Source organism: Spirosoma sp. KUDC1026 (assembly GCF_013375035.1).
Lineage (GTDB): Bacteria > Bacteroidota > Bacteroidia > Cytophagales > Spirosomataceae > Spirosoma.
In genome coordinates, this window is the sequence record NZ_CP056032.1 from 1,886,532 (window position 1) to 1,905,604 (window position 19,073).

Here is a 19,073-nt window from a genome sequence, read left to right on the forward strand (position 1 = left end):
AATTACTTATAGTAACTGAATAGATTATTATGCTTAACAAGCATACCCATAAAAATAAAAAAGTAACTAAAAGTATCTTCAAAAATTGACAACGGAAATAGTAGTAAGAGTTATTCAAGCCAGAAGCTTTTGATAATAAATGTCAATCCCGACTAATTATGAGCTAATGGAGGACACCGATTGCTACTAACGATCACCTGCCTTTATCGACATTTATACATTTCCGTCATTCTACTCGATTGAGGTACTTCTGTACTTATCCCGTGGTCATTCAACCACTTTTTATGACTTGAAAATACACTCCTTACCATTTCCTGAAACCCGGCTGCATCAACGATAAGCTTGGTAAACGTACTGGTTCGTTCGTCAGGTAATGGTACTACCCATGTCTAGTGCGCTCTGCACGTAGACGGCTAACTACGGATTCTGCGTCATCGGCTTCGCTGGCCAGGCCCAACAACTCACCACGTTATTACGCTTAGTCAAAATCGAATCATCTGTCAATTTATATTCATATCTATGCAACACACTTCTACTCAAGTGAGGATCTGGCCACGCTGGCTGCTAGGTCTCTTTGTTACCCTTTGGGTAACGACTTCCACCTTCGCCCAGATTTCAAATTTCACGGCTGCCAAGGTCGAGGATGGCACCGATTGTAACTGGCCCTTTAGCGCGATGGCTACCAATCCGGTCGATGGTAAAATATACGCGCTGTGGCGCAAAGGGGCCAATGAGAATGTGACCTATAAGCTGATTCGTTGGGACGGCTCCATCTGGGCCATAGTAAGCACGTTCACGACAGCAACCGGAACAACATCATCGAATAAAGTGCCTGACTTTAGTAGCGCTGCTGATTATGTGTCACTGGCCATTGATGCAACCGGGCGGTTTCATGTTGCTTTCAAAGGAACAGTAGCGTCCGTGGGCAGGGAAGGTATATGGTATGGACTAAGCCCGACCGGGACGAGCTGGTCCTTTCAGTCGTTGCAGGCCCTGCCCGCAAACTCGATTAATCAATCGCTCCTAGATCAAGTTATAGAAGTGGATCCCCAGAATCAACCACACGTTGCTTTTCTGTATACGACCGCTGAAGCCCCCCGATCCTATACGTTGCGGTATTTCCGGCTCGTTAGCGGTAACTGGGTCGGCGAGACGGCCATTACGCAATCCGGAACGACACCCGGCGGCACGGCTTCAAACGAAATTGCCCGGTTCGATCTGGCCATCGATAGAAACGCAAAAGCCCACCTATCGTTTCGCCGGGAACTCAATGGCACGGGGCGGGATGGTAGCCTTTTCTATATCAATAACACGAGCGGCAACTGGTCGACACCTCAGGAACTTGTAGCGGGGAATACAGCTCAGGCACAGGGGGTCACCAATACGATCGATACGGATGCTGCTAACAACGTACACATTGTACACTCCGATTATCAGCACAAGCTCTATTACACGACAAATGAGTCCGGCTCATTTGTTACTAGTCAGATCAACGGGAATGTGACGGGTGATGTGTACTCGAAGCACACTCTGCGGATCAACAGCAAGGGCGACAAGTTTGTGGTGTACAACGATAACATAAGTTCGCCTACTAAGCTCAACTATGCGTATCAACTAGCGGGTACATCGGGCAGCAGCTGGACGACCGGTACGGCTTATACCCCGACGGAGGCAGGTAATGGAGGTAATTATTATTCTGGCTTGATGAACGACGATAGACGCATTATGGTGTTGTTCGATAACTCGCTGACCAGTACCCGTGGCCAGTGTTCGGAATTCCGGCGCGATTTGTGGTACGCCACCGCTACGGTGCAAGCGCCGGCAACAGTAGCCCCTACCGTGACAACCAACTCGGCAAGTGCGATCACAACGACCGGCGCTACACTAGGTGGTAACGTAACCGCCAGCGGGGGAACTGACGTTACTGAACGTGGCATTGTCTACAGTACTTCGAATACTGTACCAGCTATTGGCGGCAGTGGCGTGACTCAAAATACCAATGGTTCGGGCACTGGCCAGTTTTCTGAAGCCATTACAGGCCTGGCAGCGGGCACCACCTACTACGTACGGGCCTATGCCCGAAACAGCGTAGGCACCAGTTACGGCAGTACTGTGTCGTTTACGACGAGTACCCCTACGATCACGTTAACTCCCGCTACGCTGCCAAACGGTACGGGCGGGTTCGCTTATGACCAGAATATCACGGCTTCGGGAGGCACGGCCCCCTATTCTTACGCCATAACGGCGGGGGCGCTACCCGCGGGGATGACTCTATCAACAACCGGGACGCTGTCCGGTACGCCCACGGCAGTTGGATCCTACAATTTCACCATTACGGCCCGTGATGCCGGAAACTTTACGGGTTCACGCGCCTACACCTTGACCATCGCAGCCCCTACCATTACCGTGGCTCCGACTACGCTACCCAATGGAACGGTGGGTGTGGCCTATAGTCAGACTATCACCGGCGCTGGCGGCAATGGCCCCTATAGCTACGCCCTGACGGCTGGCTCGTTACCCCCAGGAATGACGCTGAACGTAGCAGGCACGCTAGCTGGTACGCCTACGGCGGGCGGCACTTTCAACTTCACCATCCGGGCCACTGACGCATCGACGGGTTCTGGTCCTTATTCGGGTTCGCGCAGCTACACTTTTACCATCGCAGCGGCCAATATAACCCTAGCGCCAGCTACGCTACCAGTCGGTACTGTGGGAACGGCCTACACCCAGACCGTCACGGCTTCGGGGGGGACGGCTCCCTACTCCTACGCCATAACGGCAGGCGCGTTGCCCCCTGGTGTAACGCTGTCATCGGCGGGTGTGCTCTCCGGTACGCCTACCGGTGGCGGTACCTACGCCTTTACGCTAGCGGCCACTGACGCATCAACGGGTACGGGTCCTTATACCGGCTCGCGTAACTACTCACTAATCGTTGCTGCTCCTACCATCGTCTTGACCCCGGTCACACTGGCAACCGGTACAATAGGGTCCGCTTACGCCCAGACTATCACAGCATCGGGTGGGACCAGCCCGTATACATACGCTGTGACGGCGGGCGCATTGCCCTCGGGTCTCACCCTATCGTCAACTGGCGTACTGTCCGGCACGCCTACGGGGGGCGGTACGTTTACCGTCACGATTACGGCCACTGATGCCTCAACCGGCGCTGGGCCTTATTCTGGCTCGCGCAGCTACACGGTGACCATCGTGCCACCTACCATTAGCGGACTGGCCGTCACGCCATCCACTGTCTGCACGGGGGGCGCTGTAACCGTGACGGCTACGATTGGCCAAAACGCCGGTACGTACAGCTATACGCTCCTTTATGGCAGCCAGACGATCATCGGGACTACGACCTCTTCCGTGAACCAAACGTTGACGGCAGGCGGGGCTGGCCAGCAGACCATCACGTTGCAGGCAGGTACGGGTGGGTTATATAATCAAGAGATGACCACTTTGACCGTTAACCCATTGCCAGTCGTTTCAATTACGAACCTAGCCAGTGCCTATTGTCAGGATGCTTCACTAGTCACCTTGACGGGAAACCCCGCCGGATTCGGTGGCAGCTTTACCATTGACGGCACCAGCGCCAGCACGCTTACGCCGATGAGTTTGACAGTGGGTCAGCATACGGTGGGTTACCGCTTCACCGACGGCAATGGCTGTTCCAGCTCGGCTAGTCAGACTGTCACCATCAAAGTGACTCCAGCTGCCCCCAGCCTGCTGACCCAGGCTGGTCAATCGTATCCGGGTAGCCAGTCGGCCGTGACGGTGGATCTCAACACGGGTAACGTAACGCTGGTGGCCAGCGGTTGCGCCGGGACGGTCAACTGGACGGGCCCTAACAATACGGCTGGTTCTGGTACCAGCATTATCGTGCCAACTAGCCAGGCGGGGCTGTTTACCTACCAGGCTACCTGCACCATCGATGGCTGCACCGGCCCGCTGGCTACCGCCACCGTAACAGTGGGCGGACGGTTGACGGTGCTGCACCGGGACGTGGACAACTACGCCGATAACAACGCCATCCAGCCTCTGATCCAGATCCAGAATCAGGGTGCTGGATCACTGCCGCTCTCGAAATTAACCCTGCGTTACTATGTGACGGTGGAAGGGGGTGGTACGCTGGGTAACCTGTCGATGAACTATGCCCAGGTAGGTAACCAGAACGTCAGACTGCGCTATGTGCCCCTGAATCCAGCCCAGCAAGGGGCAACGGGCTACGTGGAGTACAGCTTCACCGAGGGGGCTGGTAGCCTGGTCGCCAGCGCCAATTCGGGTCCTATCCAGAGTTACTTCACCAAGAGTGATTACGGTCCCCTGAATGAGCTGGATGACTATTCGTACAACCCGGTGCGCAATCAGCTAACGGGTAACCTGCGCATCACGGCCTACTACGATGGGGTGCTGATTGCGGGTTTGGAGCCAGGTTCGACGGCTCAGATCCGGGCGGTACGGGCGCTAACCGAGAGCAAAAACGGGCCTGATGCGACGCAGATCAATACCTATCTGGAAGTACGTAACGAGGGGAATGTGGCGATCAACTACAGCGATCTGAAAGCGCGCTATTACTTCACGGCTGATGGTAACGAGCGGTTACAGGTCGAAGTCGACGAAGGGAATGTGAGTGCCCGACTGGTGAAGCTGCCTGCGGCCGTCAACGGAGCGGACACCTACCTGGAACTGACTTTTAACCAGGGCGGACAGCTAGCCCCCGGTACCAGCACGGGCACGATTCGCTACCGGATTAGTAAACCCGATGGTGGACGCTTCAATCAGACTAATGACTGGTCATACCAGGAACAGCCCCAGGACCGCGCTCAGAACAACCGGGTAGTAGTATATGCGGGTAACGAACGGATCTGGGGTCAGGAGCCCAATGCTTCGGCTCGGGTAATCTTCTTGGAACCGGGTGCAGAACTATCGGTAAAGGTACTGGGCAATCCGGTTCGGGAGGAGGTTGTCTCGTTTGAGGTGAGTGGAGCTGGTTCAGAGCCGTTGCAATTACGTCTGGTGACTCCCCAGGGTAAAGTAGTCAGTCAGCAGCAAGTGTCTGGGTCGGACGTGACAGCGCGTTATCAGCTCTCGCTGGGCGGTGAGGGGATCGGGATGTATCTGTTGCAGGTCAGCACACCCACCCAGAACCGGACTGTGAAAGTGTTGAAAGCTGAGTAGACTTATAATGAAAGTACAGCAACGGGTCTGGTATTCGAGTAACCTAGTGGCTACTCGAATACCGGACCCGTTCGTTTTGACGTATAAACCTTAGGTGAAAAATAGTGAACTCTTAGCCCTGTTACGAACAGGAAAAATCACTGTATTCCAGTAGGTTTGTTCAGACCCTGTTGTTTTTGCCGTGAACCTACTTTACTGTTTTCTGGTCAGCCTGTTCCTGAGCCTTTCTACCGAACAAACGATGGCGCAGATGTCGCTGCTGCCCGACTCACTGACCAGTGCTCCTGATAGCATTAAAACCTGGAAACTTCGTCAGATTGGTGATTCGCTCATTTTTGCCATCGACTATCCGCTGGCTAAGCAGGCTTATGACCAGGCACTTTCTATTGCACAGGCAACTGGTAACAAAGCCGATATTGGTTTTGGGTATCGGGGCGTTGGGTACTGGTACCAGAATATTGGAGATTTCACGCGGGCTGTCAAGTACTATCAGCAGGCACTTAGTTTGTTTCGGCAGATAAATTACACCAAAGAAATTCCCAAGACGATGTCTTACATCAGCTTCTGTTATGTCCAGCTGGGTAACGATAAACAGGCTGAACACTACACCCAACAGGGATTGAAGTTGGCGGAAGCCGATGGACAGACAAAGTGGGTTATTGCTTTCTACGAAGAACTGGCCAAGATCAACGGCCATAAAAAGCGGTTTGCCAAAGCTGAGCAATACACAAACCGGGTACTCGCTTATTACGTAAAGCAGAAAGATTCGCTTTCGTATCACATAGCGTTGCTGAACGCGTCACTGCTCTACAAAAACCGGGGTCAGTATGGACGCTCGGAGCGAAGCTTTCGGGACGTATTACAGTTTAGCCAGGCACCCGGGGGCGACGAAACATTGTATGGGTATGCGCTGGTCAATATTCCCAGTGCGTTAATTCCGCAGGGAAAATTAGCCGAAGCCGAAATGTTCTGTCGGCAGGCACTTGCGTGGGTCGACAAAACAGGAGCCAATAAGCTGCCGATGCAGGAGGAAATTTACGGTCATCTGTATCACATAGCCGAAGCCCGGGGCGATTACAGACAGGCGTTGGCTTACTACAGACAACAGATAGCCAGGCGGGACAGTCTGCAGAATGAAACCGTAAAACGCCAGTTATCTGAACAGGAAATACGGTTCCAGACAGAAGAAAAAGAAGCGCAGATTCGGCAACTGGACCTGCAGAATATCATACGTAGTCGGCAGGTGTGGGCTGGGGTTGGCGGTATTGTCTTGCTATCTCTGCTGGCTGGGGTGCTTTATCTCCAGTCGCAGCAGTTGCGGAAAAGTCAGGCGAAGATTCAGGCCCAGTCCAACCAGATGGCGCTCATGATGCGGGAGCTTCACCATCGGGTCAAAAACAACCTGGCTGTCGTGTCCAGTCTGCTGAGACTACAATCGACCCGGCTTGAGGATGAAAAAGCCATGCAGGCCGTTCGAACCGGGCAGCAGCGGGTCGAAGCTATGTCGCTGATTCACCAGAAACTGTACCAGACGGATAACGTAACACGAGTGAATATGCGTGACTACTTGCGTAGTCTGGCGGAAAGTCTGTTGATTGCTTATGGTTATCAGCTCAGTGAAGTTGATCTACAGGTTGATGTTGAGGTGGAAGAACTGGAGGTTGACGTGACCATCCCGCTCGGATTAATCGCCAACGAATTGATTACGAATGCGTTTAAGTACGCCTACTCGGGCAATCGACATCCCGCACTATACATTCGGCTGCGCAATCATAATGGTATTACGTTAGATGTTTTTGACAATGGGCCCGGCATGCCCGCAGCCGACTGGTTACAAACCGAAAAGGGAACATCGTTCGGCAAACGGCTGATCTTTTTACTTGCCGAGCAACTGGAGGGTAAGGTCGAACTTATTCAGCAAAACGGCACGCTGTTCCGGCTGCATATTCCTTATGAATCCGCAACAAGCTAAACAAGGAAAGCCCAGACACGAGGCCTGGGCTTTGACTATGTGTGACGCGAAGTCGCTTTATTTTCGATCCATCAGTTGTTTAACCAGCTTCTTGAGCTCGTCAATTTCAGCCTGTTGTTTTTCCAGCGTTTTGCCCTGTTCCTGACTAACTGCGCGTTGTTGGCGGTTTTCTTTTTCCAGTTCGATGCTATACAGTGTCAGCTCTTCGATTTTCTCCAGCAGTTTGGCGTCCATTTTGGCCACGTCGATACCCTGCTCAACAACTTCGGATGCTGATGGTACGCCGGGCAGGTGTTTATTCGCCTGAACGAACTGCGCTACGTCGCTTAACGAACGTAGTTTGTAGGTTGGCGCGAATACGTAATCCGACCAGTCGGCGGTGCTTTTGAGTGCCACTTTCACTTTCTCGGTCAGGATACCATCTTCTACGTAGAGCCGATAACCAGCTGGGGTTTTTGCGAGCGCCGAGCCAATAACGATGGGTTCACCTTTGGTGCTTTGCAGATAGCCGCCTTTACGTTCCCAAAGTAAATCGGCGTCCTGCGCGGCTACCCGGCCACCATTAGCGTAGTTCGCCAGCACAACGTTACCACTGCCGTCCACGGTTAAGAACTTGCTGGAGTTGATAGAAGCCGTAGTGCCCGAGGTCAGGTTCTCCAGACGTAGGCCTGACTGATTAGCGGTGCCACTGGTGATATGGAGACGGGCGGTTGGAGCCGTGTTACCAATACCTACGTTGACACCACTACCTAGTACCAGCGCGTTGCTGGCCGTTACGCGGGCATTGTTACCAATAGCCGTCGCGTTTTGCAGGCCGTTCGCACCAGCATCGGCCCGGAAGCCAATAAACGTATTGTTGATACCACCCGCATTGCTACGTCCGGTCTCAAAACCGATAGCTGTGTTGTTATCGCCATTTACGCCCGAGCCACTTCCGGCGTTTGTACCCAGGTATACGTTATAACCACCCGTTGTATTACCGCTACCCGTATTGTCTCCCAGAAAGAAGTTGGCATTACCGCTGGTGTTATTAACACCGGCATTGGTACCCATAATAAAGTTCGAACTACCCGTTGTATTGCTGAAGCCGGCTTGCACACCCATGAACGTATTGAACGCTCCACTGGTAGTTGAACGCCCCGCTGAGAAGCCTACGAACGTATTGGCTGACCCATTTGAGCTAAGCCCGGCGTTCGCTCCTAAAAAGGTATTGTTATTGCCACTGGTTGTTGTAGCGCCTGCACGAAGGCCTAAAAATAGATTCCCGATCCGCGAAGATGAAGTTTTGAGCAGTACCGTGTCGGCCGACCGCAGCGACTTATTAACGCTTAGGTTGACATCTTCCGTTATGGTAAGCGATGTGCCCGGTGTAGGCTCAATGGTCTGAGCCTGAAGCGCTGCTATCGGAAAAGAAAGCAAGCTGGCAAGGAAAAATTGACGTGTAGATGTTTTCATGTTTAAATAAAATAGGATTTAATTGTCTGAGCAAGAAGTAAGTTGAATTTATTAAGATACTGTCCGGACGCCGTTTACTGAGCCACAAGTTTACTACCATTTTGTAGTTGCACTGTTTGGCCTGGATCGTAGCTTAGCTGACGTGCTTGGGCTATGTATTCACCTGGCACCGTCACCAGATGCTTGATGCGGACCGCATCACCACTCGCCGGCACCCGGTTCATCGACCACACCGAGGCATCATCCCACCGACCCGATTTCACCGTGTACATGCCTGTGTTGACTATTAATACAATCTCATTTGAGGTAACACTGTTGCAGCTTCCAGTTACTACGACGTAATAACGCCCCTGATTAGCACCGCTAAGATTACTTACCGTTAGTGTGGCCGATGTGGCCCCGCTGATGGGAGCGCCATCTTTGTACCACTGGTAGCTGCTGACCGAGCCGCTGGCGCTAACACTGGCAGTGAAGGTCCCCCCCTGAGGGATGCTGAAGTAAGAAACTGGTTGCTGGGTAATGGTCAATGGTGACTGTGGGGTACCCTGGAATTCGTAAGCTCCCAGATCAATCTGGCGGACCAGCCGGGGGCTGTTGTTGAGGTCGGTCGGGGTTGAGTTGGCTGCATTGTCACCTTTATCGATGGCGGGGGAGCAGGCCCGCAAACGGAGGTTGTCGCCAGCGACATCGACGAAAAGCGGATCAAGTGAGAAGTTGCCTGTACCAGGTGTGTTATCCTGGGTATCGGTGTAGGTCATTGCGATTGTACTGTCAGAAGCAACGCCATTCGGCGTGTTCCCCCAGATAGCGCAGTTGACGAAAGAGGTATTGGTACTAAAAACGGCTCCGCCCGTACGATCGCAAAAATTTCGCGAGAAGCTGCAGTTGACAAATTGTCCACCGACCGTATACGCTGCTCCGCCCCCTGAATTATACATTATACACTGCGCCCTTAGAACTGGACCACTTTACTGAATAACGAAATTGTTAGTTGATCTGATTTCCTACTTGGTTTGACTGCTTTTTATTCCCTTTAATACCTCTTCAGGCGTTCGATAATTCAGCGACTGGTGAAAGCGCCGACAGTTATAAAACTCGAAATAAGCTTGTAAGCCTGCCTCTAACTGCCAGCCATCCTGGTAGGCTTTCAGATAAATATCCTCATATTTTACGCTTCGCCAAAGCCGCTCTACGAATATGTTGTCCAATGCCCGCCCTTTGCCGTCCATTGAGATGCGAATGTTCTGATCGAGCAGGACACTTGTAAAATCATCCGAGGTAAATTGACTGCCTTGATCGGTGTTAAAAATCTCGGGTTGAGGATAGCTCCCTAAGGCCTTTCGTAACACGCCACAACACCAATCAGCCTCCATGGTGTTGGAAACGGACCAACTTAATACGTATCGACTATACAGATCGATGATGGCCATCAGGTACATATATCCGGTCGCCATGGGTACATAGGTAATGTCAGTAGCCCAAACTTGGTGGACCCGCACAATGACCAACCCCCGCAGCAAATAGGGATAAATTCGGTGGCCTATGGCCGGTTTCGAGGTGTTTATTTTAGGATAAATGGCTTCTATGCCAAGTATTTGCATGAGACGCCGAACGCGTTTGTGATTGACACAATAGCCTGCCTTTGCCAGGGCTACCTGCATCTTGCGGTACCCGTACTGCGGAGTTAGCAGGTACTGCTCATCCAGCAAACGCATCAGTAGTAAATCGTCTGATGTGGCTACTACCGGTTGGTAGTAATAGGTTGAGCGGGGCAATCCTACCCACTGGCATTGTTGGCGAATGCTAGTTGATAAAGCTGCATCAAGCAGTGATCGTCGCTGCGAAAGACTCATGGCGTCAACTTTTTTTTGAAAAAAGTCAGTTCCATTTGTAATCGTCCAATCTGCTCATAGAGCAAGGCGGTTTCGGGTTCTGCGTTGGTCGATGTGGGTTTGCAACCTGCCTCGAAAACGGAAGCGGCCCCCTGTAGGAATTGCCGCTTCCAGTCACTGATCTGATTCGGATGAAGCTCGTGGCGTTTGCTGATGACAGCCAATGTATCCTTTTCTTTAAGGACTTCAAGTACTACCTTGAGTTTGAATTCAGAGGTAAATTTACGTTTGCTCTTGCCTTTCATACGGGACTAAATTTAGCCCGTTATCCAATTTAATTAGTGGTCTTAAAAACGGGGCGCACTATATTACCCCGTGTTGTAGATTGATTACCCGTAAAGCTGCAATTGATGAAACTGGTATTGCTGGCGTAGACGGCTCCTCCATACGTATTTTGAATGCCTGCCCCACCGCTGGACGACCTATTGCCACGAAAAGTACAGTTAATAACAGTTGCTTCGTAGGCGGCTAACGCACCTCCATCACCAATAACAGAATTCAGTACAAACAAACAATTTGTTAATACGGAACCTGCCCCAACATTCAGTGTTCCTCCAGTTGCCCCTCCATTTGGACCGGAGCCACCGCTATTAGAACTGAATGTACAGTTGTTGATGATAGCTGTTTTCCTAACAATGACGGCTGAATAACCTGTACTAAAGTTATTGCTAATGGTACAATTCCTCAAAGAAATAGAATCACTATAAATCGCGGCTCCTTCGGATACTGCATTTCGCTCAAACGTGCAATTTGTGAGTTGTGGAAAACTAGTGGCGTCGCTATACAATCCACTGCCTCTACCACCAAAGGTACCTATATTGTCTAAAAAAAAGCAGTTACGAATGATAGGGCTACTGTGCAGATTCCGCATGCCAGCGCCTTGTAGGGTATTATAGTCGACTCCGATGCCTCCAGCATCAATATTACCGCCTGTAATAACAAAGCCATCTAACAATGCCGTATTGTTCAAATCATTGTTTGCAATGACGTGAACGCTTCTGTCATTTCGATTATTAGTTGTTCCTAGATACCCGCTTAGGGTAGTACTTGACGGTTGCGCTAACGATACAGAAGCCGGGCGCTCGCTGAGAGCGCTTTCTGTACCAACAAAACCACCGTACAGAGCCACCCCGTTTTTCATGCTGAAACTCATTATACGATCAGCTGCGCTGCAGTTTGTACAACTGCTGGGCTTGTATGTACCTGCTGCTACCCAGACCTGATCGCCAGCTGAGGAAGCGTTGATGATGGCTTGTAGATTAGCTGAGGCTGTAGCCCAGGAACTACCAGTTCCTGTACCGTCTGGTTTGACGTAGCGAATAGTCTGGGCGTGGGATCTACCGATTGATAACGCGCACAATACTGCCGCTAATGTTGATAGACTGAGCTGTCTACAAAGAGGGCGTAAAAAGGAAAGTTGTTTCATATGGTAGTGGAAAAAGCCTAGAGGCTGGCAAAGATACTGATCCTCTGATCCGCTTAACTTATTGAGCAAGATTGACTTTACTGCCCGTACTTAACTGCAAGGTCTGCCCCGGATCGTAGCTTAGCTGACGGGCTCGGGCTACGTATTCACCTGGCACCGTCACCAGATGCTTGATGCGGACCGCATCACCACTCGCCGGCACCCGATTCATCGACCACACCGAGGCATCATCCCACCGACCCGATTTCACCGTGTACATGCCCGTGTTGACAACCAGCGTAAATTCAGCCGAGGTAGCACTGTTGCAGACACCCGTTACCACGACGTAGTAGCGACCAGCGTTGCTGGCGTTGAGGTTGCTCACCGTCAGGGTTGCCGAGGTGGCCCCACTGATGGCCACACCATCTTTGTACCACTGGTAGCTGCTGACCGAGCCGCTGGCCGTAACGGTAGCTGTCAGGGTACCGCCTTCGGGAATGCTGAAGTAGGGGTTGGGCTGCTGGGTGATAGCCACCAGCGCCTGTGGTGTACCCTGGAACTCATAGGCTCCCAGATCGATCTGGCGGACCAGACGGGGGCTATTGTTGAGGTCGGTAGGGGTCGAGTTGGCTGCATTGTTTCCTTTATCAATGGCGGGAGAACAAGCCCGCAGACGGAGGTTGTCACCAGCGGCATCGGCAAAGAGGGGGTCGAGGGAGAAATTACCGATGCCAGGCGTGTTGTCCTGGGTGTCAGTATAAGTTAAGACCGTATTAGCATTGCTGGTGTTGATAATGCCATTGGGCAGATTACCCCAAAGGATGTTATTGATCAGAGTAGTAGTGCCTGACTCATTGTAAATAGCACCACCTTGACGGTCGTCGGTGTTGTTGGCAAAGCTACAGTTGGTAAACGAAGGAGTACCGCTGAAAATATATACCGCGCCCCCTGCCGAGCGTACTCGGCCTCCGGCTCGGTTATTACTAAACGTGCAATTGACAAAGCTAGAATTGCCAGACATATAAATAGCTCCGCCAAAGCCACCTGAATTGCCAGCACCGCCGTAACCCGTTGCCTGGTTTCCTCTGAAAATGCAGTTTGTTAATGTTGATGTACCTTCTATGGTAAGAGCACCGCCGTATCCGGCTGTTGTATTTCCGGAGAATAGACAATTGATCAGTATCGATCCTGCGCCAAGTCGAGCTGCTGCGCCAAAACCACCATTACTGCCAGCCGTGGCTATGTTATTGCTGAATGTACAGTTGATCATGAATACTGCATTACCATTCAGCGTACCAGCTGCCTCTCCCTGGTTGCTGGCAAACGTACAATTCGTTAACGTTAAACTAGGGGCTTCGCTAAGAATAGCTGTACCGTATTGAACTCTATTATTGTTGAACGTGCAATTTGTGATTGAAGGAGTACTGCCAGCATCGTTATAAAGACCGCCACCTCCTGTGTTATATGTGTTATTTGTTCGATGATTTGTGAAGTAACAATTCCGAATTGTAGGACTACTGGTCAAATTATTCATCCCACCACCCCGGCCCGCAGCAGAAAGCGTAGCAGATGTAATAACGAAACCGTCCAGAATAGCTGTGCTGCTCAGATTAGTATTGACAATGACGTGTTCGCTATTGTCGGTTGCTACGTCAGGTGTGCCCAGGTCGCCACTTAGAATACTGGACGAGGGAGATGTGGTGATCGAAGTGGGGCGCTCGCTTAACGCCGTTTCTAATCCGATAAATCCACCATAGATAGCAACGCCATCTTTCATGCTGAAACTAATCAGGCGGTCAGTATTAGTATTGCCACCGGGTTTGTAGGTGCCGGCTGCTACCCAGACCTGATCACCGGCGGTGGAAGCATTGATAATGGCTTGTAGATTGGCTGAAGCACTAGCCCATGAACTACCGTCACCACTGCCATCGGGTTTGACGTAGCGTACTGTCTGAGCATAACCCGCCGATATGGATAGTAGACAGAAAAATAGTAATCGCAGGAAGGGAACGGATGGTAGTGGTTGAGTCATAATTTGTCTTTGAAAAAGATGGATAAAAGACTGTTCCAAAAGTAGTCAACCCGTCAGAAAATACTAATCAAAAGACACTATAAGGAAACTGGTCTGATCGATTTATTAACTTATTTAGGCAACGGACCAACAAACAAAAACGCCACTCAACTACGTTGCTGAGTGGCGTTTGATATAAGTCTGGAAGTCTTTACTTATCGTCGTTGCTCCGGATCGTCTGGATCAATTTTCCGTTTTCGATAAGCCGGGTTTTTAAAACCGTTTGCCGGGGAATGGCCAGCAGGAGGGTCGGCTGAATCTTCACCGGCTGGATCGTTTTGGTCTGTGAGGTATCCTTCATCCGGATGTACCGGATCGTGAGCGTAGAATCCTGTACGAATACGCGGCTTATCGAAATCTTAGGGAGCGTATTGGTCGGCGGCAGTACAATGCCGATGGCCGTTTCTTTCGTGAAGTTGGGAGCCGTTGCCTGCTTAGGTGCGGGCGTCGACCGGGTGAAAATCTCGTTCAGCGATTCCGCACTGTCAAAAATATACAGCGTCGTCTTGGTTTTGTTGACGCTGGCGTCCGGCGATAAGCTATAGGCGGACAGCAGTCTGTATTTTAGGTTGACCTGGGCTAACGTCAACAGACTTAGCCCCATAAATAAACAGAGAAACAGCGAAGTTCGGGAAAAGCGAAATCCGTTTTTAAAAAAGAGGAAGGACATACAAGCACTAAAGACAATATGGGCACTATGACTCTAACGCCCTGATTCCCGGCTTCGGTGTGCTGTACGTGAAAAAAAGCCGCATAAAACGGTCATTTTGCTTTCGCTACTGAATTTTCTACGGTTATGTTCGATACGTTAAAGCAGGAATTCTGATTATCACTCTGGCATTCAAACAGATCGAATCGCTCGACACCATCCTCCAGCCGTTCAAAAAAGAGAGTAAAGCGAATTGGTTCGTTGCCCTGAACATCACGGGAATCCGGTGACAAAGGAATGCCTTCTGCTTTCAGCAGCGCATACGTTCGTTTGCTGCCGTGGGTGCCCAGCATGGCTTTGGAATTGAACGAAATGCTGCTGGTGGAGTTGTAAAACGCGCGGTCGTTCGGGTCTTTCATGAAGGTCATGTACAGAATCGTGTACGATGCCGTCAGCCGTACATCGGTTACGCGTACGTCCGGGTCTTCAGAATGGCCAAGTCCTCCCGTCGGATCAGGGTAGAGTCGCTGAGTGGGTGTGAAGCTCTGATTAGGCTGATAATACTCGGCGGCATCGACTGGCGTGTTAACACCCGCCGGGTGGTTTGTTGCACAGGCCGTTAGAAGCAAAGCGCTGAGCACGAAGACGATATAGGTTTGCATAGCGAACGTTCTTTACGCGATGTAAGCTATCGATTTTTAACAAAAAAAACACATCGCTGTTCGAAAACGGCTTCGGTTTCGGATGCTGAAACCAAACGACCGGGCTATTCATTCAGGTAGCCATTTGAAGAAGGCAATAAACCCGGCTGAGTTACTGACGAATGTTGTTTCTGTAAATTGTTAGTTCATCGTCGCCAATCTGCTCCCGACTCTGGATAGTACCTCGTACCGTCGGGGCTTTGACGCCATCACCTACCAGTTTAGGGCTACGGAAAACCCGAAGTTCATCCCAGAACCCGGCGTCGAGCAGCGAGGTAAGCAACAGACTTCCGCCTTCCACAAAAACGGATTGAATACGCCGGGCGTGCAGATCGGCAAGTAGCTGACTTAAAAAAGGCTTTTCTGAACGTAGCTGCTGATAAGTTATCTGATCACTGATTTCTGTTTTCTGAAAATTATACACCAGCGTCGGTTGTGTATTGTCGAACAGGTGCAGAGAAGCGGGTAGCTGTAGCAATTTATCAATAACGATACGTGTTGGGTTCCGGCCGGGCCAGTGCCGGACATTCAATCGGGGGTTATCGATTCGGGCGGTGGTTGTACCTACCATAATGCCATCTTCTTCGCTTCGCCAACGGTGAACCAGCCGCTGGGCGAGTGGACCGCTGATGGCAATCGACTGACCTGCGGGACCACTGATAAAACCATCGGCGGTTTCGGCCCATTTTAAGATGAGATACGGGCGCTGCTGCTCAAAAAAGGTAAAAAATCGGGCGTTTAACTGACGGCCAAGTTCATTCAAAACGCCCGTCTCAACGGTAACGCCAGCGGCCCGCAGGCGGTCGAACCCCTGACCGGATACTAATGGATTTGGATCGTCATTGCAGCAGACAACCTGCTTTACCTGCTTGTCGATGAGCAGGTTGGCGCAGGGGGGCGTTTTACCCCAGTGCGAACAGGGTTCCAGCGTTACGTACACCGTCGATTCCGGCAGCAGGTAAGCATCTTCGGGCTGCACCGAACGGACTGCGTTTACCTCCGCGTGCCAGTCGCCATAGCGCTGGTGCCAGCCCTCGCCGATGATACGTGTTCCTCCTTCGCTTTCGTGAACAATAACACAACCCACCATTGGATTCGGACTGACCAGACCACGACCCAGGGTGGCCAGGTCAAGGGCCCGACGCATGAAACGTTCGTGCATGACGTTAGAACTATAAGGTACGACTTTTGAACGGACATGATTTACAACGGCAGAACTAAAGTCTGCGCATCCCGCCCCGCAACCCGGCTATAATCCTGTCAGGAGGGCGAGGAGTTCCGCCGAAAATCATAAACTTGGTTAGTTTTACGCAAAATTACCTGATTGAATCAAATGGCCACCGCCAAACCGCTATACGACCGCCTGCGCAAAAACATTACGGCTTATTCACCCGAAGAGGCTCGGGAAATGGCGTTTATGCTGCTCGACCATTATTTCGGGCTGCGCAAAACCGATGTGCTGACCGATAAACCCCTGCCACCTAACCGGACCGAACCCGACTGGTTCAAAATTCTGGAGCGGCTGAACCGGCAGGAACCGATTCAGCACGTGATCGGAACGACAATTTTCTGCGGGCTTGAGTTTGAAGTGTCGCCCGACGTATTGATTCCCCGTCCGGAAACTGAAGATCTGGTCCGGTTAATCATGCACGACTTTTCGGATCGCACCGACGATGTGCCCATTCTGGACATCGGTACCGGCAGCGGCTGTATCGCTATTACGCTGGCGCGTTTTCTGCCTCAGTCGGTTGTAACGGGCTGGGATGTATCGGAAGATGCACTGGCTATGGCTCGACGCAACGCCCAGAGTCTGAATGCTGACGTGAATTTTGCTATTCAGGACATTCTGAACGTACCAACGGAAGGAATCCGCAAGTTTGACTGCGTGGTGAGCAACCCACCTTACGTAACCCGTTCGGAGGCCGCCGATATGGACCGGAACGTACTGGATTACGAACCAGGTCTGGCCTTGTTCGTAGAAGACAACGACCCACTGGTATTCTACAAAGCTGTGGCCGATTTCTGCGTAAAGCACCTGACGAAAGATGGTGCCTGTTACGTCGAAATCAACGAACGGTTTGGCGAAGCCACGCGGGAGGTATTTGCTGATCGGGGTTTCACAAAAATTCAGGTGTACAAAGACATCCACGGCAAAGACCGGAGCATCCGGGCAACGTTTTAAGTTTTTGAGTTGCAAAGTTGACGAGTTGCAAAGTTGGCTGGCGCATTCCGACTCTCATCTTTGTACAGCTCTTTAATCCTATATCCTGCAACTTATGCCTACTGTGCATCGATTTGAAGATCTGATTGCCTGGCAAAAAGCTCGGCTTCTGTCGAGCCAGATTAATGCCTTGACGCGAGATAAAATATTTCAAAGTGATCTTGACCTGAAGCGTCAGATACGTCGATCGGCTGGATCAGTGATGGATAATATTGCCGAAGGCTTTGGGCGAGGGAGTCGAGGTGAGTTTATACAGTTTTTAGGAATAGCTCGTGGGTCTCTGTCGGAGGTTAAATCACAGCTTTATCGTTCGTTGGATAATCAGTACATATCGGCTAGTCAGTTTGATGAACTGTACGCACAATGTGATGAAGTAGGCCGGTTAACTGATAGCTTGCTGCTTTACCTAAACAATACGAATCAGAAGGGTCGGCGGTATGCAAAAGGAGTAAACACTAACGAATCCTAACTCTATAACTATCCAACTCTTTAACCTTTACAACTGTGTAAATGCAATCAAATACTTCATTCACCTATCACACAAAAATCCGGGACGTACTGAACGAAATGAGTCAGGTCGTTGTGGGACAGGAGCGGCTGCTGAATCGGTTACTGATCGGATTGTTTACCGGTGGTCATATCCTGCTGGAAGGTGTGCCCGGATTGGCTAAGACCTTGACGATTAGTACGTTGTCAAAAGTGTTGGAGCTTGATTTTCAGCGTATTCAGTTTACACCGGATCTACTGCCTGCCGATCTGATCGGTACCATGATCTTTAACCAGAAAACGGCGGATTTCGACGTAAAGCAGGGGCCAATCTTTGCCAACCTGATTCTGGCTGATGAGGTCAACCGGTCGCCGGCAAAGGTGCAGGCCGCGCTGCTCGAAGCCATGCAGGAAAAGCAGGTAACGATTGGTGAAGAGACGTTCATCCTGGATAAGCCATTTCTGGTGCTGGCCACGCAGAACCCCGTGGAGCAGGAAGGAACGTATCCATTGCCCGAAGCACAGGTCGACCGCTTTATGATGAAAGTATTCGTCGACTATCTCAGCAAAGAGGATGAGCTAACGGTTATGCGCCGGATGTCAAATATGAATTTTGATTATGAGGTCCAGCCGGTTCTGGGTAAGGAAGATCTGGTTGCGATTCGGAATGAGATCAATGGGATTACCATCTCGGAAACGCTGGAACGCTATATCATCGAGCTGGTCTTTGCAACGCGCAAACCAATGGAATATGGCCTTCGCGACGAGGCTCGTTATATTCAGTTTGGCGTATCACCACGGGCCAGTATAAACCTGAATCTGGCGGCCAAGGCGATGGCTTATTTCGACCGGCGCGACTATGTGTTGCCTGAGGATATTAAAGACGTAGCGCCCGATGTATTCAATCACCGGATCATGCTCAACTACGAAGCCGAAGCCGACGGTGTGACGACCCTGCAGGTGATTGATTCCATTTTGCGGAAAGTAGCGATTGGACGATAACGCGCAGGCCGAATTTGTGCTAACTTTGTGATTAATCTACTTAG

13 protein-coding genes are annotated in these 19,073 nt (G+C 51.0%); 5 read left to right on the plus strand and 8 right to left on the minus strand.

Annotated features, from left to right (window positions below; translation table 11 throughout):
* The first annotated feature begins 519 nt into the window (after window positions 1-519).
* Both HU175_RS08040 and HU175_RS08045 read left to right on the plus strand, forming a co-directional pair.
* Complete coding sequence (locus HU175_RS08040; RefSeq protein WP_176566100.1) at window positions 520-5,175, plus strand: putative Ig domain-containing protein; 4,656 nt, start codon at window positions 520-522, stop codon at window positions 5,173-5,175.
* Window positions 5,176-5,356: 181 nt separating this feature from the next.
* Window positions 5,357-7,147: a histidine kinase dimerization/phosphoacceptor domain -containing protein gene (locus tag HU175_RS08045; RefSeq protein WP_176566101.1), complete on the plus strand. Its 1,791-nt coding sequence runs from the start codon at window positions 5,357-5,359 to the stop codon at window positions 7,145-7,147.
* Between the two features lie 57 nt (window positions 7,148-7,204).
* Here HU175_RS08045 and HU175_RS08050 read toward each other — a convergent pair whose 3' ends face one another.
* The 8 genes from HU175_RS08050 to ribD all read right to left on the minus strand — a co-directional run bounded on the left by HU175_RS08050 (window position 7,205) and on the right by ribD (window position 16,482).
* On the minus strand, window positions 7,205-8,602 hold the full coding sequence (locus HU175_RS08050; RefSeq protein ID WP_228724361.1) for a bZIP transcription factor: 1,398 nt from the start codon (window positions 8,600-8,602) through the stop codon (window positions 7,205-7,207).
* Window positions 8,603-8,676: 74 nt separating this feature from the next.
* Window positions 8,677-9,360: a choice-of-anchor Q domain-containing protein gene (locus HU175_RS08055; RefSeq protein WP_176566102.1), complete on the minus strand. Its 684-nt coding sequence runs from the start codon at window positions 9,358-9,360 to the stop codon at window positions 8,677-8,679.
* Window positions 9,361-9,606: 246 nt separating this feature from the next.
* Window positions 9,607-10,739, minus strand: a protein-coding gene (locus tag HU175_RS08060; RefSeq protein WP_410528567.1) for an IS3 family transposase whose coding sequence is annotated in 2 segments (ribosomal slippage) — window positions 9,607-10,484 and window positions 10,484-10,739 — 1,134 coding nt in all. Because the reading frame shifts where the segments join, the coding sequence is not laid out codon by codon here.
* 29 nt (window positions 10,740-10,768) lie between these two features.
* Window positions 10,769-11,920 (minus strand): right-handed parallel beta-helix repeat-containing protein, encoded by a 1,152-nt coding sequence (locus HU175_RS08070; RefSeq protein ID WP_176566103.1) that lies wholly within the window; start codon window positions 11,918-11,920, stop codon window positions 10,769-10,771.
* 58 nt (window positions 11,921-11,978) lie between these two features.
* The gene (locus tag HU175_RS08075) at window positions 11,979-13,931 is read right to left on the minus strand and encodes a right-handed parallel beta-helix repeat-containing protein (protein WP_176566104.1); all 1,953 of its coding nucleotides are present in this window, start codon (window positions 13,929-13,931) and stop codon (window positions 11,979-11,981) included.
* 190 nt (window positions 13,932-14,121) lie between these two features.
* The gene (locus HU175_RS08080) at window positions 14,122-14,574 is read right to left on the minus strand and encodes a hypothetical protein (RefSeq protein ID WP_228724362.1); all 453 of its coding nucleotides are present in this window, start codon (window positions 14,572-14,574) and stop codon (window positions 14,122-14,124) included.
* A gap of 158 nt (window positions 14,575-14,732) precedes the next feature.
* Window positions 14,733-15,281, minus strand: coding sequence for a hypothetical protein (locus HU175_RS08085; RefSeq protein ID WP_176566106.1), 549 nt, complete (start codon window positions 15,279-15,281; stop codon window positions 14,733-14,735).
* A gap of 151 nt (window positions 15,282-15,432) precedes the next feature.
* Entirely contained in the window at window positions 15,433-16,482 is a 1,050-nt protein-coding gene (gene ribD / locus HU175_RS08090) for a bifunctional diaminohydroxyphosphoribosylaminopyrimidine deaminase/5-amino-6-(5-phosphoribosylamino)uracil reductase RibD (protein WP_176566107.1), read from the minus strand.
* A gap of 171 nt (window positions 16,483-16,653) precedes the next feature.
* Here ribD and prmC point away from each other — a divergent pair, with 171 nt between their 5' ends.
* The 3 genes from prmC (at window position 16,654) to HU175_RS08105 (ending at window position 19,029) form a co-directional block, all read left to right on the plus strand.
* Complete coding sequence (gene prmC, locus HU175_RS08095; RefSeq protein WP_176566108.1) at window positions 16,654-17,502, plus strand: peptide chain release factor N(5)-glutamine methyltransferase; 849 nt, start codon at window positions 16,654-16,656, stop codon at window positions 17,500-17,502.
* Window positions 17,503-17,596: 94 nt separating this feature from the next.
* A complete protein-coding gene (locus HU175_RS08100) occupies window positions 17,597-18,010 on the plus strand; it encodes a four helix bundle protein (protein WP_176566109.1) in 414 nt (137 codons plus the stop codon).
* 41 nt (window positions 18,011-18,051) lie between these two features.
* Entirely contained in the window at window positions 18,052-19,029 is a 978-nt protein-coding gene (locus tag HU175_RS08105; RefSeq protein ID WP_176566110.1) for an AAA family ATPase, read from the plus strand.
* Window positions 19,030-19,073: the final 44 nt, after the last annotated feature.